Genomic DNA, 21,990 nt, shown 5'->3' with positions numbered 1-21,990 from the left:
ATTATATTCCTACTATTTGAGGTCCAATTAAAACTATTAATAACAAACGTATAATAATAGAAGCAATCAATAAAGATCCTATTGTTTCGATAAGACCCTGTCTATCTATTGATAAAGTTATAAGTCCTGGAATAATATATCCTATAACCTGAATCTGATTTGAATAAAAACTCGTTGTCAGATATTGTGAGAACAATATATTAAAAATTGTGCCCAGTATAAATGATAAAAGGACTGTTATAGCAATTCTTCTTCTACCATAAATAATCATGAATTTTGACATAAATCTAACTATACCAAAGATTATGATTGATATAATAATAGTTACTATAACTCTGTCAGGAGCACCCATCTCTAGTGCAAAGTAACCTGGTACAACCATACCACCTGTAGATAAACCTAAAAGCGATACAAAAACTAAACCAACAATAAGACCAATACCTATCGAGAGCGTTAATGGATCCATATTTTCTCCTGTTTATTTTAAAAAATTATAAATTATGCTTTTGCTTATGACTCTGATCACAATAATCAACTAAGCTCATACCAATATCTTTAATATTACCAACTCCCACAAGCATATATGAGCCCGCTGGTTGTGTGGCATTAATCTTTTCCAAAATCTCTAGAGGCTGCATATATTCACACACAGTAACTTGAGCAGGCTTAATACCCAAAGATTTAGAGTATTTTTTATAAAAGGAAACAAATACATCTGTACCAGTACCTATAAGAGTAACTAAGTCTGGTTTTTCCCAATTTAGTATAGCTTCTGCAATTTGCTTAGATCTATCTTCTCTATCAGCTCTACAGTTTACAACTAAAACTTTTTTATCACACTCTTTATACTTTTCATAAAGTTTATCCCAAAGCATTTTAGTTGAGACAGGATCATTCGCAGCAAAAGCATTAGCAAAATTCATTTCGGAATCTTTAATATCAAAATTATACTCCGTCATAGCACCAGGATCTGGAGTAGCCTCCCACATACCTTTAAGTGCGACATCTCTAGGAATCCCTAGATCATCAGTTATTTTTAAAGCTAAAGCAACATTAATTTTAAATTCAGAATAAACAAACTTATTGATTTCTTCTTCTGAAATTAACTCAGCATCATCTGCTGTAGCTACAACAAGCTCTGTATCTCTATCTTTACAAGCATACTCAAAAAAATCAATATGCACGTCTTCTGCTGTAAAGTACTTAGACTTTACCGGAACTGTTCCAGCTAAAGCTTTCGCTACATCTCTTTCAGTTGGACCCATAACATCTAAATGATCTGGGCGAGCATTAGTCAAAACACCATGAGTTGCTTTAATCAATTTCAATTCACATAACGATTGAAGTAATGGTTGAAGAGCCATACATTCAATTATTATAGCATCTGCTTTCGCACGTCTTGCTTTAAACATAATTTTAACCTGTTCAGCAATATTACTGAAACCAATCCTAAAAACTGGCGTCTCAGATCCATCAACATCTATATATCTAGCCAATGTACCGGTAGTTTTTGCTACAGTTCTATATCCTCCAGCCCTAACTCCAGCAGCAATTAACCTTGCAACACTTGATTTACCTCTGGTTCCATTCACATGAATTCTAATTGGAATGCTTTTGATACTAGCATTATGTACAATATTCTCTATTATCAGATACAAACATAAAATTATGAATACTATTATAATTAACCAAAAATCCAAAGCATTTACTCCGTATATAACAAAATTCAAAAATAATTATAACACTATGATTAATAAATATACAGCACGAGAAAACTAAATTTATTTTTCACTAAACTTCCACATGCCTTGTTTCAGGCATGAGATATACTACAGGTATCATACATATTGAAGCCACAATCAAAAGCCATGCCGGAGCTAATAAACTTCCTGTAGACACAACTAGCGACGTTGCAATAAATGGGATTGTACCTCCAAAAAATGAATTACCAATATTGTAACTTAGACCATTACCACTATAACGATACTTCGTACTAAATAACTCTGGCGCCGCTGCACCATAAGCTCCCCATACAGCCATTAACGGTACACTCAAAACAATCATTGAAAGTACAAGTGCTGCAATTCCTGTACCCATAATCATGAAACTAGGATATGAAAAAAATAAATAAACTATAATAGAAAATTTGACCAATGGCTTCCTGCCTAAACGATCACTCAAGTATCCCCATAAAGGTGCAGAAAAAGAGAATATCAAACTAAATATGGTTACCACAGCTAAAGAGAAAAATTCAGAATAATTTAATTCAACAAAGTAATTACTCAAATAAGATAGAACCAAGTAATACATAATGTTCGCATACGCAGACAAAGCAATTGCAAAAAAGAGAGGTTTCTTTTGAATACTAAACATTTCCCTAACAGGCTTTACTGAAATATCACCTTGAGCCTCTAACTCTTCAAAAGAATTACTTTCGGGTATAAGCAATCTCATTACTAAAGCAAGTAATGCTAGAACAAGCCCAATAACATAACCCACTCTCCATCCCCACAGTTCAAGAACCTCATGACTAAATACCCCAAATAAAATCATTGCGACTAATGATGCTAAAAACACTCCCGTACCTGAAGACATCGTAGCAAAACTTGCAATAAACCCTCTTCGATCTGGTTTCGTAGACTCAATCATAAAAACCATAACACCACCATAAGATCCTCCAATAGAAAACCCTTGTAGTAGCCTCATCACAACCAAAATAATTGGAGCCAATACTCCAATACTTTGATATGTAGGAAGTATAGCGATTACAAATATTGGTAATATCATCATAACCACAGAAATAATTAAGGCTTTTTTGCGACCAAAACGGTCACCAAAACTCCCCATAACCATACTGCCAATAGGACCCATAAAGAAGCCCGCAGCAAAAACACCAAAAGTCATCAATATAGCAGTATATTTGCTAAAATCTGGAAAAAACACGCTTGCAATGATAGGTGTTAAGTAAGCAAAAAGCATAAAATCATACCATTCAACAATCGTACTTGCTGAAGCAAAAAAAACGTGTCTTTTTGAAAAACGATTCATTTATTATAAAAAATTTATATATTTGAGAATTATACTTTATATTTAAATATATGACTTTTCAATCACAAAATAGATATGATAAAAACTTTGTGAATATTGAAAAATAAATAGTTTTTTTTGTGGTGCGGACGGGGAGACTCGAACTCCCACGGTTGCCCGCTGGAACCTAAATCCAGTGCGTCTACCAATTTCGCCACGTCCGCAATATTCTGGGGTGATTGATGGGACTTGAACCCACGACAACCGGAATCACAATCCGGGGCTCTACCAACTGAGCTACAACCACCATTACAAATTGCTAATTTACATTGTAATGGCACGTCTGGCAGGATTCGAACCTGCTACCCTCGGCTTAGAAGGCCGATGCTCTATCCAGATGAGCTACAGACGCATCAAAAAATGGTCGGAGCAGAGGGATTTGAACCCCCGACCCTCTGGTCCCAAACCAGATGCGCTACCAAGCTGCGCTATGCTCCGACAATCTTAACTTAATGGTGGCCTGAGGCGGAATCGAACCACCGACACGAGGATTTTCAATCCTCTGCTCTACCGACTGAGCTATCAGGCCAATGACGAGTATTATACATACATCTACATGTTTAAGTCAACACTTTTATAAGTATTTTATTACATTTTTTCTTCATAAAAAGTTTTTAGATCATTTCCATCTGCATAAGCATATAAGGTCTGTGCTACAGATGTCGATCCTGAACAAATATTTCCTTTTTTATCAATAGCTATAAGACCAACATAATCTCCATAAACATCACTCTCAGCAATAGATTTATCTATTGCTTGCGATAATGACATCCCATCTTTGACTCTTGTCGCTATTTTTGCAGCTACTGCTTGATTGATAATATGCTCGCCAATACCAGTACATGATATGCCCATACATTCGTTCGCAAAATTACCTGCTACAGTTGGACTATCTCCTACTCTACCAGGATATTCAAAGCCTGCTCCTCCAGTTGAAGTAACTGCACAGATTTTGCCTTTAGAATCTAAAGCTACAACTCCTATTGTACCTGTGTAACCTTTTTTAAGTTCTAAATATTCTTGATATCTTTTTTTAGTCATTGGATCATATTCTGCTAAACCCATGACATCATGCGCAAATGTAGAAGCTTGATTCCCACCCAAAACACTATGATGTTGTTGCATTAATCTATTTGCAACATCTATGGGATTCTTTATATTTTGAATATTTATTACACCCGCAAACTTTTGTTTTTCGCTATCGATTATAGATGCAGACATTCTAATTTGTCCGTCTTGCTGAACTCTTGAACCTGTACCAGCATTAAATATCTCATCGTCTTCGAGAAGTTTAGCTGCAAACACTGCAGCCTCGTTTGCATCGTCGATATCTCTTAGGTAATTATATGCTTTTTGAACAATTGGTAATAAATGTTGGTGATAGTCGCCAAATGATGTGTTTTTATCTTCTCTAGCTCCACACCCACCATGAATTATAATTTTTTGCATAATAGCTCCAGTTTCAAATTATCACTCCATATTAAATAACGATTATATCTAAGATACTTAAAATGTCATACAACAAATATAAATGAAACTGGCTAAAAGATTAGAAGATAAATAAATAGGTATAAATAAAGTATTAGAACTCTACAAGACAAGTATTAAGATCAAACTTTTGACCTTCTAAAAGCATATGCATACGAATATCAACTAAACTAATAGGAGCATTGTTGCGAGCATTATGTAGTGATGAATGCTTAAGGTGAGAGAAGTCTATAATAGTTACCATACCAGAACCAACAACCTCAATCACATTTTCAGAATTTAGTAATGCTGATGTATCTTCATCAATACCAACACCAACCATGTAAGGATTGTATGATAATGCAGCTAGAAGCCTCCCTAATCTATCTCTTTGAGAAAAGTGCTGATCTACTAATAACTTATTAGTTAAACCTAATCCAGGAGCAAGGTTAACCATATTGCACCTAGGCATAAGACCTGCCTGACCACCAGCAATCATAAAGCCAGATATAAAGGCCGCACCGGCAGAAGTACCTGCAACATTTACACCTTTTGCATTTAATCTACGAATAAGCTGTGCTATTGGGGTACCACCAAGAGTAGTAGAAAGTAAAAGTTGATTCCCACCTGTCATAAAGATACCTGTGGTTTGAGCAAGCTGATCTTGATAATCTTTATTAGTAGTCGCATTTAAGCGAGTTTCAATCTTTAGGTTATAAACATCTTTGACTCCCATCTTAGAGAAAATATCAACATATATATCTCCTGTATCTGGCAGTTTTGATGCTGTAGGAATAACAGCTATCTTTGCGTCGCTTCCACCTGAAAGCTCAACAAATTTCTCTAGTACCGTTGGGCTTGCAAACTTATCTTCTCCACCACCAATTGGCATAATATACCCACGGTGATCCTTTTTTACTGGCTTAGACGGCATCTTGGAAATCTCCTTTTATAAAATTTATAAAAACTATGCATAATAATATTTTGTTAAAATAATACTAATTTATTAGACATTTTTCTATAAAAAAGGTTTATTTTTAGCATATAAATTGATACGCAGTTAATATTATTTACCCTTATTGTAATTGATGGTATGCTATGCGGTAAATATTATTATTAATTTTCAAGTATCTGTGAAATGAAAAAGATCAAAGCTCTAACAATCGGTGGCGCAACTCTTGACACCATTATAGAATATGAAGAAATGTTCACTATGAATATGCAAAAAAAGGATACAACTCAATCTTTTATGCTTCTCGAAGAAGGAGCTAAAATTGAAGTTACTGAGCAAAAATCTTTTTCAGGTGGTGGAGCAACTAATGCGGCAGTCTCTTTTAAGAAACAAAATATAGACGTTAGTTTCTTTGGAAAGATTGGCAAAGATATTGCAGGTGAACAAATAACTAACGAACTTAAAGAACACGGTATTGACATTTCTAACATTCGTTATTCAAACAGTTATGGTACAGCAACATCTTACGTTGTACCCACTCTAAGTGGAGATAGAACAATTTTTGCCTATAGGGGTGCTAACAAAGATATTTTGCAAGATGACCTACCATCCAAAGCAATTATAGAGAGAGACTTTATCTATATCACATCGCTGAGCAAGTCATCTGCTGCTAGACTACCAGAGATAGTCAAATTAGCAGCGGATAACAACACAAAAGTAGCCATAAACCCAGGTTCTAGTCAACTAAGCGTTGGTGAAAGTTTTATCAAAGATTCAATGTTTGGTATAGATATTCTCGTTTTAAATTTCCAAGAAGCTCAAAAACTGATGTTGTCACTTTTGTCATCTGATGACAAAGATATTATAGAATCAAAAGATAGACTAGAAACTCCTCTCGACAGTAATAAGAGTGACTTTTTGAACTCTACCTTTAGACTTAAAGATTTCTTTAGAATCTGTTTAGATTTAGGTGTAAGAATAATTGTAGTTACAGATGGTGCTAATGGTGTATATGCTGCTTCTAAAGACAAGATATACCATAGTGAATCTTTGAGAATTAATAACGTTGTTAACACTCTTGGTGCAGGTGACTCATTTAGCTCAACATTCTGTGCAAATATTTACAAAGGTAAAGCTATAGAAGAAGCTATTAAATATGCTCTGATTAATTCTAGTCATGTGATACAGCATTCTGATGCAAAGTCTGGTCTACAAACATCTGAAAGTCTTGAAAGAATAAAGTCAAAAATGAACTGTGGGTTGGATAAAAAAATTACTGTTACTTCTTGGTAACTTAATTTTGAAGCTATTGTCTTCACCTACCTCCATTTCACTACGTCATTCTCATGAAGATGGGAATCTATAAACCATAACCACTAACTAAAAGATATTTACATCCATGGATATGACTATACATATTTATGCTTTTTAGTCTAGTAACCTATCTATATCTTCTAATGATAATAACTCATATTCAACCTTATAGTTTTTATAAAAATCTATCAACTTCTGAGACTTTAAAATTAGTTGCTGAAGATTCAATTTGTGAGAATTCAACTTAACTTCACAAATTAGTAATTTCTTATTGATATCATCAAGAGCTACTATATCAATCTCATTTTTATTGCCTCTTTCCCAATATGAGCCTATTTTTGTATATAGTTGCTTTTCTTTGAAAATTTCTATAAATAATTTTTCGAGAATTTTACCCTTGAATATTGAAATATCCCGATAAATCAGCTCTTTTAGCTTTATAAAATTTTCCGCCTCTACCAAGGATTGATATTTAAATACAAACCTAAACCAAAAAGCTAAAAATATATCAACAATCTCATATTTTTGTACTTTTGAATTAGGTTTTGAATTAATTGGTTTTATAGCTTTTATAATAGAATAGTCATGCTCTAATCGATGTAAATGTCCAGAAATGTTACTCTGAAGAACAGATTCAATCTCTGACCTAGATGTCTTTGATTCTGCTATTAAACTTAGTATAGAAAAGTAGGTTCCATAATCTTTACCAAACTCCTCTATTAATCTATTTTTACCCTCACTTAAAAACATCGAGTTTGGTTCTACAATAACATCTAGCATAGATACCAAGTCAAAACTGCTATTTAGCGCAAAAAGCTCAATATATTTTGCAACCCCACCTGTCAAAGTATAGAAATCAAGCATGTTGTCAGATGTATAGCTTTGATTATCTGATAAAATTTCTCTCAGCACTTGTGGCTTAAAAGGCTTAAGCTCTATCTTAAAGTCACAACGTCCAAATAAAGGTTCTCCCGCATCTTCATATATTTTTTTCATAAGATGATATATTGAACCACATGTTACTAAATGAATTTTTGTAGAGTCCTTATTTAAATCCCATATTTTTTGCATGCTAGAGTATATCGAAGGGTTAATCTTGAAAAACTCTTGAAACTCATCAATAACAATTGTAAATGATTCTCTTTTAGCTAGTTCTATAAGATATTCAAAAATATCTTCAAATCTTGTCAATTCTCCAAATATTTTAACACCTAATTTATCCGATATCTCTCGACAGAAATCTTGACATAATAATGACTCTGCTTTTTTTGCTACAAACAAATACAGAACTTTGTCATCGGTATAAGTATGTAATGCTAAGGTTGTCTTACCGATTCTTCTTCTACCAATAAGCATCGTCATTACAGATCTTTTGGATTTTAATTTATCTGCTTTTGACAAAATAGCCAACTCTTGCTCACGGTTATAAAAATTCATATAATAACACAGATTATGATAACTGGTATTATTATAACACAAGGTGCGATCTGTTTAAAAAATCTATATATAGCTAATTTGAATAACTTTTCAAACTACATTTGTCATCCTATGGCTTGACCATAGGATCCACGTATTATGAGTTTGAGACTTGGATTCTACGATCAAGTCGTAGAATGACATATTTCTTTCGGATTAAATTATAGATTTTTTCTTTGTTATTTATTTCGTCATTCTCTGTATTTCACTGCGTCATTCCCATGAGGATGGGAATCTCATAAATCATAACCACAAGCCTAAAGATATCCACCTACGCGGGTATGACTATACATGTTTGTAATTCTCTCGTATGAACGAATCTCTAAACATATGCCCTATCTAGGAGATTCTGAATCAAATTCAGGATGACGGTATCATTTATTGTTATCTCCTAGCTAAATAATCACCCTCAAAAAATGACTCAACATCTGCAACATAATAATCAATTTCTTGATTATCATAGAAATTAGCCTCTGATTTATGGTCATCAGCGTGAATTAATACAGTTTCCATTCCTAAATGCTTAGCGGGTACTAAGTTATGTGAAGAATCTTCAAAGAAGATAGCATTATCAAAATCAATATCAAACTTCTCTCGTCCTATCTCAAAATATTTAGTCTTTGGCTTAGATACTAAGCCAGTATCCTCTATAGTCAAGATACCATCAAAACTATCATCTAAACCTAACTGTTTTAAAACCCTATAGGTATGAAAATTAGAAGCATTAGTAAAAATATAAGTACGATTATTTTTTCTCAAATCATTAATACATTTATTTAGTTTCTCATTTGGCTTGAAATGACTAATCTCAATATTATCAATATAATCAAGAAACTCTTTAGGTTCGATATTATGATAACGCATCATCCCAAGCATAGTAGATCCAAACTCATAATATAGTTCATCACGAATTATATTAGCTTTGTCGGTATCTGAAATATTTAGTTTTAGCTTGATATAATCACTCATTCTCTCCATTTGGCTATCAAACAGACCATTTCTGTAAGAGTAAAGAGTGTTATCTAAATCAAATATGTAGGTTTTCATTATTAATTCATAATTAGACTAAAGTTGCAAACATTATAACATCTTAGAAACTAATATATCATACATCTCGGCTGCTGCTTTATCCCAAGAGAAATATTTAGATCTCATTAATGACATCATAGACATTTGACTTTGTAAATCATCATTATCTAAAACTTTTTGGATTTCCTCTGCAACACTATAATAATCTTGAGGATCTATAAGAATGCCAGCATCACCTAGCACTTCCGACATAGATGATGTTTTTGAACATATAACAGGAACTCCATAGCTCATAGCTTCTAGAATTGGTAAACCAAAACCTTCATATAATGAAGGATAAACGAATAAACTAGCAGTTTTATAGAGACTTGCTAGCTCTTCATTAGTTATATAATTATAAACTTTAATATTAGTATTTAAGTTTAAAGAATCCAATAAACTATCTAAATCAACTTTGCCCCAGCCCTTTGCTCCAACTATAAGCAATTTATATTTATTTTTAATGTCTTGTGACAGTTTTGAATAAGCTCTTACTAAGTTTTCAATATTTTTTCTTGGTTCAACAGTTCCTACAAAAAGAATATATTTTTGCTCTATATTACTCTCTCTTGTTTTCACATTAGTAAAACTATTACCTAAGTATACTCTATGAACTTTGTTATTATCCCCAAAGTATTTTATAACATCGTTTTTTGTTGAATCTGACACAGTCAAAATAATATCTGCCTTTTTAATGGACTGAGGTACTCTAAATGTATCTAAAAGCCTTGTTTTCCTCATTAAAGTATTTGGATAAACTTTGTAAACCAAATCATGAATAGTAACTATATACTTTATATCCTTTTGTTTTTTAGGAAGTTTATGAGAAGGTCCCCAAAAGTAATCTAAATTGTATTTTGAAATAATCTTATGTAAAAAAAGATACCAGAAAATATGCAGCACCTTATTTGATAAATTAAATTCAACTATCTTAATATTACTATCTAATTGACTCTTTATATCGTTTTGTAATTTTTGTGGTGAAAAAAGAATTATAGAAACATTAGTATTTTTAGATAATGCCTTGACCATTTCTAAAGTATACCTACCTATACCAGTAATTACTTTTTTACTTAAAATATAAGCATCTATTCCTATTACCATAATTATCACTCTTGAGATTATTTTCTAATTTCTGAATTTTTAAATATTTTCTTTACCAATAAATATGACCAAGTTGCTAACCTAGGGAATAAAAAAAATACCCTATATCTTAGCATTAGATCATAATTAGAATTTCGACAGTTAGTATAAAGCTTCCGATATAATTTTAGAATTCCTTTGGATAACTCATTTTTTCCAGTTAACTCTTTCATATAATTATTGATTATATGACCCAAAATGTACATATAAATATCACCCCCAAACATAGGATGATTTTTAACAAAATAAATCTCATAATCTGCTGATATTTTTTTTAAACAAGCAAGATGCTCATCTGAGAAATTTAAACGGTTGTTACCCATCACACTATCATTTCTCTGATAATAAAAATATCTAACTTTATAACTTTTAACCACTACTTGTGCTTTTGCATAGATCTTATAAAAAAAATCCAAATCTTCATAAGCTATAAAATGTCTAAATCTAAGATCATTTATAATTTGAGATTTAATCAAACTACCACAAGTCATAGATGATAATCTACGCGTTAAAAAAGCTTTAATAACTTGATAATTATTATCAAAAATATCTACATTATCATAATCTGATACAAAAATATCCTTAGAATTACATAACATAGTAGCGGATATAGAAATATCAGCATCATATTTTTTTAAATTTGAATATAAAGCCTCGATATAATCTAAAGAAACCCAATCATCACTATCAATAAATGTAACATAATCACCTTTTACTATATCTAAAGCACTATTTCTAGCGAATGCTTGTCCAGAATTTTGTTTATCTAATAAAATAACTCTCTTATCTGTTAGTTTATATTTTTTACAAATGGATAAGCTATCATCAGTAGACCCATCATTTACTAGAATAATCTCTAGATTCTGATATGTTTGATTAATTACTGATTCTAAACATCTAACAAGATATTCCTCAGTATTATATATTGGAATAATTATAGATACTAAATGGCTATGCATAATTTACTACCAGTTTTATTTTTTAAATAAGAAAAGAACTATAAAGTACCTAATAACTATCTTTTTTATTTTATAGCGAAAACTATCTACACTTTTTGATTTATCAAGAAATTCATTAATAAAAATCTTTATTTTTTTTCTTTGCATTTTTAATTCTTTATCATAATATAAAAAGCTCTTTGCATAATATCGACCTAATAAACCAAGAGAATCCAGATAGAAGTTATACGGAATATTAATTTTATCCTTAAAAAACTTCTCTTTTTTATCTATAACAAAAGCTAAACTCTTCATTGATTTTATAAGATTTTGTCTAGACATTTTGCTAGCAATTATACTATCAGATCGTTGTAAATAAAAATAACAAACATAATCAGTATATACTATTTTATTAGCTTGAGAATACAATCTATACATAATGTCTTCATCTTCGAAGATAATATAATTAGTAAACCTAAGATTCTCAAACAATTCTATTTTATATAGTTTCGCACAAGCCATTACTGGTAGAGTATTATCGAAAGCAAATTCTATAGAACTAAGATAATTATCTGGTATATTTTTTTGCTCTTTAAAATTAAAATCACTTTGCGATTTTACTTTGATTGAGTTGATAATAGAAATATCTGCATTATTATCAATAATATTTTTATATAAAATCTCAATATAATCCAAACTAACCCAATCATCACTATCTATAAAAGATATATATTTACCCTTACAAATATCTAGCCCTGCATTTCTTGCACTAGATAATCCACCATTATTTTTATTAACTATTTTTATACGACTATCTTTTTTTGCATAATTCTCACATATTTCCAGAGAATTATCAGTAGAGCCATCATTTACCAATATAATCTCTAGATTTTTGTAAGTTTGATTAATAACTGAATCTAAACATCTAGATAAATATTTTTGTATATTATATACAGGTATAACTATAGTTATAAATTCACAATAACTCATTAAATGTTTTACCCCTTATTTATAAAAATACTTAGTATCCTAAAAAATTAACTCGTTGATTTATTATAAAGTCTAAAATACCTTCTAATGTTTCTTTTTCATTTGTCTGAGGATTATAGTATTTTGAATAAATAATATAAGTCATATAAAAAATCTCCTCAATTGATCTTTTTTTATGCCTTCTTCTAACTATAATTCTATCATCAGTCAAGCCCCAATTAGAATAAAAGGAAGCTCCAAAACAAACAACTTTTTTACCACACATCAATGCTTCAAAACCTAACTGTGATGTCAAAACATACACTATATCTACTTGTTTTATTAAATAAATAGGATTTATCTCATAATCAATAATTTTCACATTCTGCTTTTTTTTAAGATTTTTGATATAGCTACTATTTTTATTTTTAATTAATTCATCAGGATGAATTTTAATAATTATTTCTGAATTTTCATTTTCATTTATAGCTGATAAAAGCATATCATTGAAAGAATTATCTACACATAATCCATATTTTAGAGACATATCTCCTTGACTTTGCCCAACGACCAAAACCTTCTTTTTGTCTTTTGCAAAATTAAGATCAATAATTTGCTGATGATTATACTTTGAGATATTATTATTAATAATTTTCTGTATACAACTTGATGCTCTACTGTACATATCTTCTGACAACTTAAAATCAGAATTAATAAGATTTTCAAGATCTGACTCTTTTGTAGCATCATAGTAAAGAGTTTTAGTATCCATAACATACGCACAACTAATAGATAATAAAGAATTATTCTTCTTAGAATAAGGATATATACTTCTTATAAATCCATCTTCCATAAAAATTACTTTTTTATTAAAATTTATTAAATATCTAAAATATTCTCTTTTCTGATATGTACTCATACCCCACACTACAAAGAAATCAATATTATGATCTTCAAAAACATTAGTGGTAACTTCTGAATTTGAAAAAATCTTAAGCAACCCTCTCATCCAGCTAGATATGATTTCAATATCAGCGTAAATCCCTACTTTATAGTGCCCATTTAGTAGTCCATTTATTTCGATTCTATTTATACTACTTGATAAATGTCTATTCTGTAGTATAGAAAGCTCTAACTCAGCATCACCATATTTATAAATATTCTTATCTAATGTAAATAATATTTTTTTAATATATTTTTTTAAAAAAATCATATTTATTACCATCAAATCCAAATATTCTTAAAATATTTCATTATCTTTTCCAAACTTATATATTTTATCATACCCTTCTATAGTAGAAAGTCTATGTGCTATTGTTATTATAGTTATATCTTTTAATTCTTTTATAACATTTGTTACTTCTTTTTCTGTTTCTGTGTCTAGAGCTGATGTTGCCTCATCCATCACTAATATTTGTGGATTTTGATACAATGCTCTAGCTATACCAAGTCGTTGGCGCTGACCACCTGAGAGTCTAATACCATTTTCACCAACAAAAGTATCTATCCCCTTATTTAAATTACTAACAAAATCATCAAGTTGTGCCATTTTTAGACACTCCCAAACCTTAGCTTCATCTATGTTTATTTTTGGCTCACCAAAAGCAATATTCTCTTTGATGGATGTATCATAGAGTATAATTTGTTGTGGAATATATGCAAATAGTCTTTGTATTGCCCTAGTATTATTAATTTGTTTATCATCTATATAAATACTTCCACTTTGTGGGATATAAAATCCCATTAACAAATCAACTAAGGTACTTTTACCAGAGCCTGAAGGTCCTATAAAAGCTGTTTTTTTACCTTTTTCTATTGTCACAGAAATATTTTTCAAAGCTTGAGTACCATCAGGATAGCTATAACTAATATTCTCTAAACGGATATTTTTTTCAAACTTTATATCTAAATTAAAACTATCTTCTACACTATCTGAATAGCTTTGATATTTTCCTAACTCTTCATTTATTACTTTTAAAGCTGGAAGAGAGTATCTGATACTGGTTATCGCTTGCATAATTCTATTAAGAGCCGGTAGTAGCTGTGTTGCAGCAACTCCAAAAACTGATAACAGTATAAAAATTGAATTTGTCGACTCACCAAAAGCTATTAGGACTAACAAAGTAACCAAAACAAATGTAATCGCTATAGCTTCTATAAAAAATCTTGGAAGAATTTGAAATATTTGATTAAACTCTGATGACGTGTTAAGCATGGTTGCTTTTTCATCAAACTCATTTATAAATACTTTTTCTTTGTTATAAAGTTTTATTTCCTTGATCCCTGATAAACCATTCATAGTTGTTTGAGTCATGCTTTTCCAAGCTTCTGCTCTTTGTTTACCGTATTTAGTCAAAATTCCTTTTATTTTTAACATAAAGATAAATAATGAAACTCCCAAAATAAGCAAAGTAAAAAAACTAAATAAGAAGTTTATATATAACAATAAAGCAACTATAAATATACATGAAAATAAATCAGTAGCTAATATTCCTAGAGGATTAATTATTCCTCCAGATAACTGATTAGTTTCAGCATTTATATTACGTATAAGTGTTGGCGTACTTCTAGATAAATGAGATTCATAATCCATCGATATATATAGTTTGAATAGCTTCTTTTGAATACTAAGAACTATAGAGTTTAAAAATTTGGTTTGAAACCAAAATAATACTACACCAATTATATTCTTGATCCAAAAAGCTAAGATCAATAATACTATACTTATAAGCACTATTTGAAAATGGCTAATACCATTTAAAAAACTTATATTATCAAACTGATTTGGATTGACTAAGACACTCACAAAAGGAATAACTGCCCCAACACCTAGCATAGAGGATGTAGAACCTAGAAATAATAAAACAAGGTATAAAAAAAACTTTTTTTTCTGAGTGGTTTCTAAAATACCGAAGAAATATTTAAAAAATTGTTTCACTTAACACCGCTCTCTATAACTTCATCATAAACTAATTTATAACTTTCAACCATTTTATCTAGATCAAATATATCATCAAATCTAGCTCTAGCATTTTTACCATACTCTTGAGCTTTTTGCTCATCTTGCCAAAGCTCTTTGAGATTTTTAGCTAAATCTTGACTATCATTTGGCTTAGCTACTAATCCAGTTTGCTTATCAATATTTACAAAAGTTGTACCTGTACCAATTTCACAGGTTATCATTGGTTTAGCAAATATACTTGCCTCAAGTAAAACCAATCCAAAAGCTTCTGTTCGCACATTTGATGGTAGTACTAAAGCATAGCTTAGTTTCAACAAAGATAGCTTATCTTTATCATCTAATGCACCGACAAATTTTACATTTTGCAGACTATTTTGCTTAACTTTTTGCTCCAGCAGATCACTTTGATCACCATCACCAACTATAACAAGTGGATAATCTTGCCCTTGTATTGCATCGATCAACACATCTAATCCCTTGTAATATCTAAGCCCTCCAATATAAATGAAGAATTTCTTAAAACCAATATTATTTTTCCAATATAAATAGTTTTTCTCATCAATATTATAATCTGATTTATCCAAACTCATTGGAATAACTCTTTTAGGTACTTTTATTTCCCTAAGAATCTCACTACTCTCAAGATAATTAGGAGATGTTGGTAAAATATATTTTGCACCATTGAGAAACTTTCTCATTAAAGGTTTATACAATATCATCAACTTTTTTTGCTTGATAATATCTGAGTGATAAGTAACTACATATGGCTTATTTACTCTACAAATAGTCTGCAACAAGTCAGCATAAGGATATGGAAAGTGATAGTGAATAATATCAATTTGTTTAGCTAACTCTTTGAATTTCTTAATTGCCGATAATGAAAAAGTTGTTGAAGCTATATTCAAATTTGTTTTAGCAAAATGCAATGTATAAAAATCTTTGTGTATAGTTTGATTCTCTTTACCCATAGCCAGAATATGTATATCTAAATCATACTTTTTAAACATAGCAACTGATAGCTCATGTATGAACTTTTCAATACCACCATAAGTCTCTGGATAAAATGATTTAAATACATGTAAGATTTTCATTCTCTAAATATCATTCTCTTTGGCGTAATTCTGCCACCTAACAATATCAACACATATATCATCGATAGTTTTTTGTGTCTCAAAACCTAGTTCCTGTTTAGCTTTGGCAACACTCGCGGACATCTCTGTAATATCACCCGCTCTTCTAGCTACTATTTGATATGGAATCTTTTTACCAAGTGCTTTCTCATAAGCTGTGACAATCTCTAGTACGCTACATCCATGACCTGAACCTAAATTATATGCTCGCCAATCTGGTTTAGCTTTTGAGATATGCTCAATTGCCAATATATGCCCTATAGCCAAATCTACTACATGGATATAATCTCTAATACAAGTACCATCCCTAGTATCATAGTCGCCACCAAAAATGCTAAGTTTAGGCAATTTACCTGACCCCACTTGCCCAACATAAGGCATTAAATTATTAGGAATACCTTGAGGGTCTTCACCAATCAATCCACTACTATGAGCCCCTACAGGATTGAAATATCTGAGACATGTAATATTAAAATTATTATCAGCCTTATACAAATCTGCTAAAATATTCTCTATCATTAGCTTAGTAGCACCATACGGATTAGTTGCACTAAGTTGCATGTCCTCTACAAATGGTGGTGTATTGTTCATGCCATATACAGTTGCTGAAGAACTAAATACGAAATCATAAACTTGGTACTCTTGCATTAACTCAAGCAAATTTAGTGTACTTAATAGATTATTATGATAATAAGCCAAAGGCTTCTGTACACTCTCGCCAATAGCTTTGAGACCTGCAAAGTGAATCACCGCATTTATACTATGCTCTTGAAAGATTTTCTCTAACTTATCTTTGTCTAAAAGATCTATCTGATAAAAATCAAAATCTTTGCCTGTGATTGTCTTGACTCTATCAACTACAGATAGTTTGCTATTTGAAAGATTGTCAACGACAACAACTTGATGTCCTCTATCAAGAAGCTCAACAACCGTGTGACTACCTATGTAGCCTGCACCACCTGTTACCAATACTTTTTTATTCATAATTTTACTCAACTAATTTGCTAATATCTTTTTCATTGAACTATAAATACCTTCTAAAACTTGCTCTTTTTCATATACTAAATTTAAAATAGCTGTACTCTGCACAGGATCATCTTCATAGTTATGTGATAGCTCATTTCTTATGTTTCTAAGATCTTTCCAATCTTGAGCAATCAATATCTCTGCTTTTTCTAAACGATTTAAAATATCTATAAATGAGTATTTGTCTACATTTTCCTCATATTTTGCAAAAGCTATTTTTATTAGCTTCTCCCCAATAGTATCTTGAAGCTTAGAGAATCTATAAATAAATTGATCAATAGCCTGCATATCCTCTTGAGATAAATTTTGATAAGCCTCTAGGCTCAATGGAAACTTACTTTTAAGCTCCTTTTTAGCATAGTTTAGCCTTTGTAAATGCTTTTCACATTCATTAATAATCTTATCTTGTTTGAGTTTATTTATATCCAACTTTATACCTTCTTTTAATGCTTGTTTCTCTATATCTCTAGTTTTATCAATAGATAGAATCACATCAACTTTTTGTTCACCGATTATACATTTAAGAATATTTATAAATTGTATTTTTTTGGTAACTAAATCTGAAGTATCTTGCGTATCTATATAAAGATCTATATCTCCACCTTTGGCAGTATCATCTATCCTACTACCAAATAAGTATATATCCCCCGAATCAAAACATTGTTTAAAACTTGCGATTATAGACTTTATCTCAAACTCTGTTAATCTCATACAGCCGTTACCTATGCGTATATTCTATGTAGTTATCATCCACCTGATTTAATACTTTACTATCTATTGTCTCTTTTTTTGATAGAAATATACTGAAAATCTTCATAAAAATAACTCTAACTGTCTCGATAATAATAAGTAAATCAAAAACAAAACTCCATCTTCTAATATATACAAGATCGAGCTTAAGCTTATTTTCCGGCAAAGTTGCATAGCTTGTCAAAACTTGAGCATATCCTGTAATTCCAGCTTTAACTTTGGTTCTATACAAGAACTCAGGAGTCTCTTTTGCAAACTCATCGATTAACTCTTGTCTTTCAGGTCTTGGCCCTACTATTGACATATCACCTTTTAATACATTAAAAAATTGTGGTAATTCATCTAACCATATAGGACGAATTATTCTTCCAATCTTTGTAATTCTATCATCACTATTACTTGCCCATATAGCTCCGGTTTGCGACTCTGCATCTATTCTCATACTACGAAATTTTATCAATTTAAACTTTTTACCATTTCTAGTAACTCTTTCTTGGATAAAAAAAGGAGAGCTTTTATCTTCGATATAGATTGCCAGAGCTGTTATAAACACTATTGGAGCCATTAACACTATAGCAATCAAGCTAAATATAATGTCAAAAATTCTTTTTATAACTTTAGCCTCATAAGATAGACCAAAGTTTTTGATACTCATCGCTAGACTATCACCAAGAGGTATAAGTACAGCCCCCCAAATAGATATTTCATACTTTCGAGGTATAATCACCATCTCAACATTACACTGACTCAAAAGTGATAAATCATTATCAGCAAGTTGCTTTAGAGCTTTATCTGAAATAAAAACTTTAGTATAACTTTTGATAATATCAACCAACGTTAAACCATCTATATCTATACATAGATAGCCATTCACGGTTTCATTAGGCAACTTAGAATGCATTGCTTTATCAAAAAGCCAGTCTTGTTCACCATGACATCCTATAATCAATACACTGTTATAAATAGTATTCCGCATCAGCCTCCTAAAGTAGACACGTAATACCGATAAAGCTATAAACTGAATAATAAAACCAATAAGAATAATACTACGAGGAAAAGCAAAACCTCTCAAAAAAAAGGCTAAAGATGTAATCACTATTGCTATCGTAAATGAACATAATATTACTTTTAGTATATTTCTTGATTTTGAAATCTTCTCACCATTTGTGTATTCAGCAATAAGAAATGTTAGCAGTGCAATAGCTACTATAAATGATGCTAAAAAGTTGAAGCTACTAAAGTTGCTAATATCATAATCAAAAATATGTAGAGGTATAAAATAGCTCAATAAAACTATTATTGAAGAAAAAAAGAGTTCTATAATTTTAAGCTTAAGTATCATACTAGATTTTCTTGAGCTCATCTCTCATCTTATCAATAGTTTGTTTGTAGCTATCTGAGTTAAAAATAGCCGACCCAGCTACAAAAGCATCAACTCCGCAAGCTGCAATCTCTGCAATATTATTAGGGTTAACGCCACCATCTATCTCTAGTAAGATATCTCTACCAGTTGATTTAATCCACTGAGAAACTTCTTTAGCTTTATCTAGCATTGCTGGTATAAATTTTTGACCGCCAAAGCCTGGATTTACTGACATTATCAATATCCTATCAATATGACTTTCAACATATTTTAGACAATCTATTCCTGTAGCTGGATTTAGAGCTAGACCCGCATCAATATCAAAGGACTTGATAAGCTGTAAACTTCTATCTATATGCTCACTAGCTTCTGGATGAAATACAATACTACTAGCACCAGCTTTAGCAAAGCTCTCAATCAAGCTATCTACTGGTTTAACCATAAGATGAACATCCATGCCAGCTGTAATACCATAATCTCTCAAAGCCTTAAGAACCATAGGGCCAAACGTAAGGTTAGGCACATAGTGGTTATCCATTACATCAAAATGAATATTATCAGCTCCTGCTTCCAAAACTGTCTTAACATTATCTCCTAATCTTGCCAGGTCAGCAGATAGTATCGAAGGGTTAACCTGAAATTTTCTCATTGCTAATTATCTAAACATATAAAAATTAAAAATAATTTTAACATAACAATAAAAAATATTTGAGCTAATAAATCTCAAAAACTATAATATCTAGTGCTAATTGCTTTTTATAATAAATAAAGGAAAATAACAAAATGGATCATATTGAAAATGCCAAACAAACATTTGAACTTGAAATACAAGCTTTAGAGAAATTAAAGGAATCTATTGGTGATGACTTTAAAAAAGCATGCGACATCATTTTGAAAAACAATCAAGGTAGAGTGATTATAACTGGCATGGGAAAATCAGGCCAGATTGGCAAAAAAATTGCTGCCACACTTGCAAGCACAGGAACACCTGCTTTCTTTGTCCATCCTGGCGAAGCTGGTCATGGTGATTTTGGTATGATTACAAACAAAGATGTTGTAGTAGCAATATCTAACTCTGGTAATTCTAGTGAGATTATGGGAATTATGCCGATGATCAAACATCTTAGTATACCTATAATTTCTATTACTAGTAATAAAAATTCACTAATGGCTAAAAATAGTGATGTAACACTCAATTTAGGTGTTGATAAAGAGGCTTGCCCTCTTAATCTTGCGCCCACATCTAGTACAACTGCAACATTAGTTCTAGGTGATGCCTTAGCAATCGCTTTGCTTAAGGCTAAAAATTTTTCTGCTAGAGATTTTGCTTTTTCTCACCCTAGTGGCGCACTTGGTAGAAAACTAATACTAAAAGTTGAAAACATTATGCGCAAAGGTAATGAAATACCGAAAGTCAAATCTACGGATAACATACGTAAAGCAATATTAGAAATAAGTGATAAAGGAGTCGGCAGCACATTGGTTGTTGATGATGACAAGCTCTTAGGCATATTTACTGACGGTGATTTAAGAAGAATGTTTGAAGCCGAGAACTTTAATTCTCAGAGAGCGATTAGTGAAGTTATGAGTCAGAATCCTAAAACAGTTTCAAGTGATGAAATGGCAATTATAGCACTTGAAGAAATGGAAAAATTTGAGATCACTAGTTTAGCAGTGGTTGACGGTAAGAATAATGTTGAAGGTATAATTACCATGCACGACCTAGTTAAGTTAGGGCTTAGATAACACTAGTTTCTTATAAAAATTTTCTTCAGCCAATGGTCAGCACTTACATATCTTCCACCACCGTATAAGAATAATGTAAATAACATAATGAAGTATGTAACAGAAAACTCCATACCACCATTAAGCATTACAGGATCACCTAGCGCAGTAACATAGTTATATCTATCTGGGAAGTTTTGTGATAACCATACAAATAGATCATTTAGTCTCTGTGTAGATTCTGCAGTTTTGTCTGCAATCGCAGGCCATCCATGAGCCCAGTGAACCGCAGCACCAGCAACACCCATTACAAACATCATTGGAATAGAAACAAGTCTAGTAAATAAGCCTAATGCGATACCAACACAGCCGATAACTTCTGCAGAAGTTGCTAAGAATGCCATAACTTCTGGCATAGGCATACCTAAACCACCTTGAGAAGCTGGAGCACCAAACCATGCCACAGTTGTACTAAAACCCTCTATTTTTGATCTAGCCCCTACAAACATAGTCGGTACTAAATAGAGTCTTATACCTAACAAAAGTAAAAAGTCGATAGACTGAAACTTTTGGATAATCTTGTAATATATATCATATATTCTATTTATCATAAATTGCTC

At 31.3% G+C, this 21,990-nt stretch carries 20 protein-coding genes and 5 tRNA genes; 2 read left to right on the top strand and 23 right to left on the bottom strand.

Translation table 11 applies throughout. The annotated features are described in order from the left end of the window. Position 1 precedes the first annotated feature (1 nt). The 10 genes from pgsC to F7308_RS05595 all read right to left on the bottom strand — a co-directional run bounded on the left by pgsC (position 2) and on the right by F7308_RS05595 (position 5,488). Positions 2-466: a poly-gamma-glutamate biosynthesis protein PgsC gene (pgsC, locus tag F7308_RS05640; protein ID WP_013922887.1), complete on the bottom strand. Its 465-nt coding sequence runs from the start codon at positions 464-466 to the stop codon at positions 2-4. Between the two features lie 25 nt (positions 467-491). Beyond that, positions 492-1,700, bottom strand: coding sequence for a poly-gamma-glutamate synthase PgsB (gene pgsB, locus F7308_RS05635; protein WP_041263923.1), 1,209 nt, complete (start codon positions 1,698-1,700; stop codon positions 492-494). Between the two features lie 91 nt (positions 1,701-1,791). After that, positions 1,792-3,048, bottom strand: coding sequence for an MFS transporter (locus F7308_RS05630; protein ID WP_013922885.1), 1,257 nt, complete (start codon positions 3,046-3,048; stop codon positions 1,792-1,794). Positions 3,049-3,168: 120 nt separating this feature from the next. Beyond that, positions 3,169-3,251 (bottom strand) — tRNA-Leu (locus F7308_RS05625). A gap of 7 nt (positions 3,252-3,258) precedes the next feature. After that, positions 3,259-3,334: transfer RNA gene (locus F7308_RS05620), tRNA-His, on the bottom strand. Positions 3,335-3,362: 28 nt separating this feature from the next. Continuing rightward, positions 3,363-3,439 (bottom strand) — tRNA-Arg (locus tag F7308_RS05615). Positions 3,440-3,448: 9 nt separating this feature from the next. After that, positions 3,449-3,525 (bottom strand) — tRNA-Pro (locus F7308_RS05610). Between the two features lie 15 nt (positions 3,526-3,540). Further along, a tRNA-Phe gene (locus tag F7308_RS05605) sits at positions 3,541-3,616 on the bottom strand. Positions 3,617-3,675: 59 nt separating this feature from the next. Next, entirely contained in the window at positions 3,676-4,536 is an 861-nt protein-coding gene (locus F7308_RS05600; RefSeq protein ID WP_013922884.1) for an isoaspartyl peptidase/L-asparaginase, read from the bottom strand. A 133-nt stretch (positions 4,537-4,669) separates the two neighbouring features. Further along, on the bottom strand, positions 4,670-5,488 hold the full coding sequence (locus tag F7308_RS05595) for a cyanophycinase (protein WP_013922883.1): 819 nt from the start codon (positions 5,486-5,488) through the stop codon (positions 4,670-4,672). Positions 5,489-5,692: 204 nt separating this feature from the next. On the opposite strand from F7308_RS05595, the gene F7308_RS05590 reads away from it, so the two are divergent. Then, complete coding sequence (locus tag F7308_RS05590) at positions 5,693-6,799, top strand: carbohydrate kinase family protein (RefSeq protein ID WP_013922882.1); 1,107 nt, start codon at positions 5,693-5,695, stop codon at positions 6,797-6,799. A gap of 135 nt (positions 6,800-6,934) precedes the next feature. Here F7308_RS05590 and F7308_RS05585 read toward each other — a convergent pair whose 3' ends face one another. The 12 genes from F7308_RS05585 to rpe form a co-directional block, all read right to left on the bottom strand. Further along, on the bottom strand, positions 6,935-8,257 hold the full coding sequence (locus tag F7308_RS05585) for an ATP-binding protein (protein WP_013922881.1): 1,323 nt from the start codon (positions 8,255-8,257) through the stop codon (positions 6,935-6,937). 423 nt (positions 8,258-8,680) lie between these two features. Then, positions 8,681-9,343 carry a pyrimidine 5'-nucleotidase gene (locus tag F7308_RS05580; RefSeq protein WP_013922880.1) on the bottom strand — a complete coding sequence of 221 codons (663 nt, stop codon included), beginning with the start codon at positions 9,341-9,343 and terminating at the stop codon, positions 8,681-8,683. A 33-nt stretch (positions 9,344-9,376) separates the two neighbouring features. Next, positions 9,377-10,468 carry a glycosyltransferase family 4 protein gene (locus F7308_RS05575; RefSeq protein WP_013922879.1) on the bottom strand — a complete coding sequence of 364 codons (1,092 nt, stop codon included), beginning with the start codon at positions 10,466-10,468 and terminating at the stop codon, positions 9,377-9,379. 17 nt (positions 10,469-10,485) lie between these two features. Further along, positions 10,486-11,466, bottom strand: a complete 981-nt coding sequence (locus F7308_RS05570; RefSeq protein ID WP_013922878.1) for a glycosyltransferase family 2 protein — start codon at positions 11,464-11,466, stop codon at positions 10,486-10,488. Positions 11,467-11,481: 15 nt separating this feature from the next. Then, on the bottom strand, positions 11,482-12,435 hold the full coding sequence (locus F7308_RS05565) for a glycosyltransferase family 2 protein (RefSeq protein WP_013922877.1): 954 nt from the start codon (positions 12,433-12,435) through the stop codon (positions 11,482-11,484). A 31-nt stretch (positions 12,436-12,466) separates the two neighbouring features. Continuing rightward, positions 12,467-13,627 (bottom strand): capsular polysaccharide export protein, LipB/KpsS family, encoded by a 1,161-nt coding sequence (locus tag F7308_RS05560; RefSeq protein WP_041263922.1) that lies wholly within the window; start codon positions 13,625-13,627, stop codon positions 12,467-12,469. A 27-nt stretch (positions 13,628-13,654) separates the two neighbouring features. Continuing rightward, positions 13,655-15,352, bottom strand: a complete 1,698-nt coding sequence (locus tag F7308_RS05555) for an ABC transporter ATP-binding protein (RefSeq protein WP_041263713.1) — start codon at positions 15,350-15,352, stop codon at positions 13,655-13,657. Further along, on the bottom strand, positions 15,349-16,467 hold the full coding sequence (locus tag F7308_RS05550) for a glycosyltransferase family 4 protein (RefSeq protein ID WP_013922874.1): 1,119 nt from the start codon (positions 16,465-16,467) through the stop codon (positions 15,349-15,351). The genes F7308_RS05555 and F7308_RS05550 overlap by 4 nt, the downstream gene beginning before the upstream one ends. Before the next feature lie 3 nt (positions 16,468-16,470). Beyond that, positions 16,471-17,490, bottom strand: a complete 1,020-nt coding sequence (gene galE, locus F7308_RS05545; protein ID WP_013922873.1) for a UDP-glucose 4-epimerase GalE — start codon at positions 17,488-17,490, stop codon at positions 16,471-16,473. A 12-nt stretch (positions 17,491-17,502) separates the two neighbouring features. Further along, complete coding sequence (locus F7308_RS10195; RefSeq protein WP_013922872.1) at positions 17,503-18,243, bottom strand: nucleotidyltransferase domain-containing protein; 741 nt, start codon at positions 18,241-18,243, stop codon at positions 17,503-17,505. A gap of 7 nt (positions 18,244-18,250) precedes the next feature. Further along, positions 18,251-19,645: a sugar transferase gene (locus F7308_RS05530; protein ID WP_041263711.1), complete on the bottom strand. Its 1,395-nt coding sequence runs from the start codon at positions 19,643-19,645 to the stop codon at positions 18,251-18,253. Further along, positions 19,626-20,294 carry a ribulose-phosphate 3-epimerase gene (rpe, locus tag F7308_RS05525; RefSeq protein WP_013922870.1) on the bottom strand — a complete coding sequence of 223 codons (669 nt, stop codon included), beginning with the start codon at positions 20,292-20,294 and terminating at the stop codon, positions 19,626-19,628. The genes F7308_RS05530 and rpe overlap by 20 nt, the downstream gene beginning before the upstream one ends. A 134-nt stretch (positions 20,295-20,428) precedes the next feature. On the opposite strand from rpe, the gene F7308_RS05520 reads away from it, so the two are divergent. Further along, positions 20,429-21,391 carry a KpsF/GutQ family sugar-phosphate isomerase gene (locus tag F7308_RS05520; protein ID WP_013922869.1) on the top strand — a complete coding sequence of 321 codons (963 nt, stop codon included), beginning with the start codon at positions 20,429-20,431 and terminating at the stop codon, positions 21,389-21,391. A 2-nt stretch (positions 21,392-21,393) separates the two neighbouring features. On the opposite strand, the gene F7308_RS05515 is transcribed toward F7308_RS05520, so the two are convergent. Next, a complete protein-coding gene (locus F7308_RS05515) occupies positions 21,394-21,981 on the bottom strand; it encodes an HvfX family Cu-binding RiPP maturation protein (RefSeq protein WP_004287493.1) in 588 nt (195 codons plus the stop codon). Positions 21,982-21,990 lie beyond the last annotated feature (9 nt).

The sequence above is a fragment of the Francisella salina genome (genome assembly GCF_000219045.1).
GTDB classification, from domain to species: Bacteria; Pseudomonadota; Gammaproteobacteria; order Francisellales; family Francisellaceae; genus Francisella; species Francisella salimarina.
This window is presented reverse-complemented; position numbering and strand designations above follow the sequence as displayed.

Excerpts from the sequence above, each read along its gene's own strand:
- F7308_RS05600 (WP_013922884.1), bottom strand. The coding sequence starts at position 4,536 with ATGCAAAAAATTATAATTCATGGTGGGTGTGGAGCTAGAGAAGATAAA.
- F7308_RS05580 (WP_013922880.1), bottom strand. The coding sequence starts at position 9,343 with ATGAAAACCTACATATTTGATTTAGATAACACTCTTTACTCTTACAGA.
- F7308_RS05630 (WP_013922885.1), bottom strand. The coding sequence starts at position 3,048 with ATGAATCGTTTTTCAAAAAGACACGTTTTTTTTGCTTCAGCAAGTACG.
- F7308_RS05550 (WP_013922874.1), bottom strand. The coding sequence starts at position 16,467 with ATGAAAATCTTACATGTATTTAAATCATTTTATCCAGAGACTTATGGT.
- F7308_RS05560 (WP_041263922.1), bottom strand. The coding sequence starts at position 13,627 with ATGATTTTTTTAAAAAAATATATTAAAAAAATATTATTTACATTAGAT.
- F7308_RS05530 (WP_041263711.1), bottom strand. The coding sequence starts at position 19,645 with ATGAGCTCAAGAAAATCTAGTATGATACTTAAGCTTAAAATTATAGAA.
- F7308_RS05515 (WP_004287493.1), bottom strand. The coding sequence starts at position 21,981 with ATGATAAATAGAATATATGATATATATTACAAGATTATCCAAAAGTTT.
- F7308_RS05595 (WP_013922883.1), bottom strand. The coding sequence starts at position 5,488 with ATGCCGTCTAAGCCAGTAAAAAAGGATCACCGTGGGTATATTATGCCA.
- F7308_RS05565 (WP_013922877.1), bottom strand. The coding sequence starts at position 12,435 with ATGAGTTATTGTGAATTTATAACTATAGTTATACCTGTATATAATATA.
- F7308_RS10195 (WP_013922872.1), bottom strand. The coding sequence starts at position 18,243 with ATGAGATTAACAGAGTTTGAGATAAAGTCTATAATCGCAAGTTTTAAA.
- F7308_RS05590 (WP_013922882.1), top strand. The coding sequence starts at position 5,693 with ATGAAAAAGATCAAAGCTCTAACAATCGGTGGCGCAACTCTTGACACC.
- pgsC (WP_013922887.1), bottom strand. The coding sequence starts at position 466 with ATGGATCCATTAACGCTCTCGATAGGTATTGGTCTTATTGTTGGTTTA.
- F7308_RS05520 (WP_013922869.1), top strand. The coding sequence starts at position 20,429 with ATGGATCATATTGAAAATGCCAAACAAACATTTGAACTTGAAATACAA.
- rpe (WP_013922870.1), bottom strand. The coding sequence starts at position 20,294 with ATGAGAAAATTTCAGGTTAACCCTTCGATACTATCTGCTGACCTGGCA.
- F7308_RS05575 (WP_013922879.1), bottom strand. The coding sequence starts at position 10,468 with ATGGTAATAGGAATAGATGCTTATATTTTAAGTAAAAAAGTAATTACT.
- F7308_RS05570 (WP_013922878.1), bottom strand. The coding sequence starts at position 11,466 with ATGCATAGCCATTTAGTATCTATAATTATTCCAATATATAATACTGAG.
- galE (WP_013922873.1), bottom strand. The coding sequence starts at position 17,490 with ATGAATAAAAAAGTATTGGTAACAGGTGGTGCAGGCTACATAGGTAGT.
- F7308_RS05585 (WP_013922881.1), bottom strand. The coding sequence starts at position 8,257 with ATGAATTTTTATAACCGTGAGCAAGAGTTGGCTATTTTGTCAAAAGCA.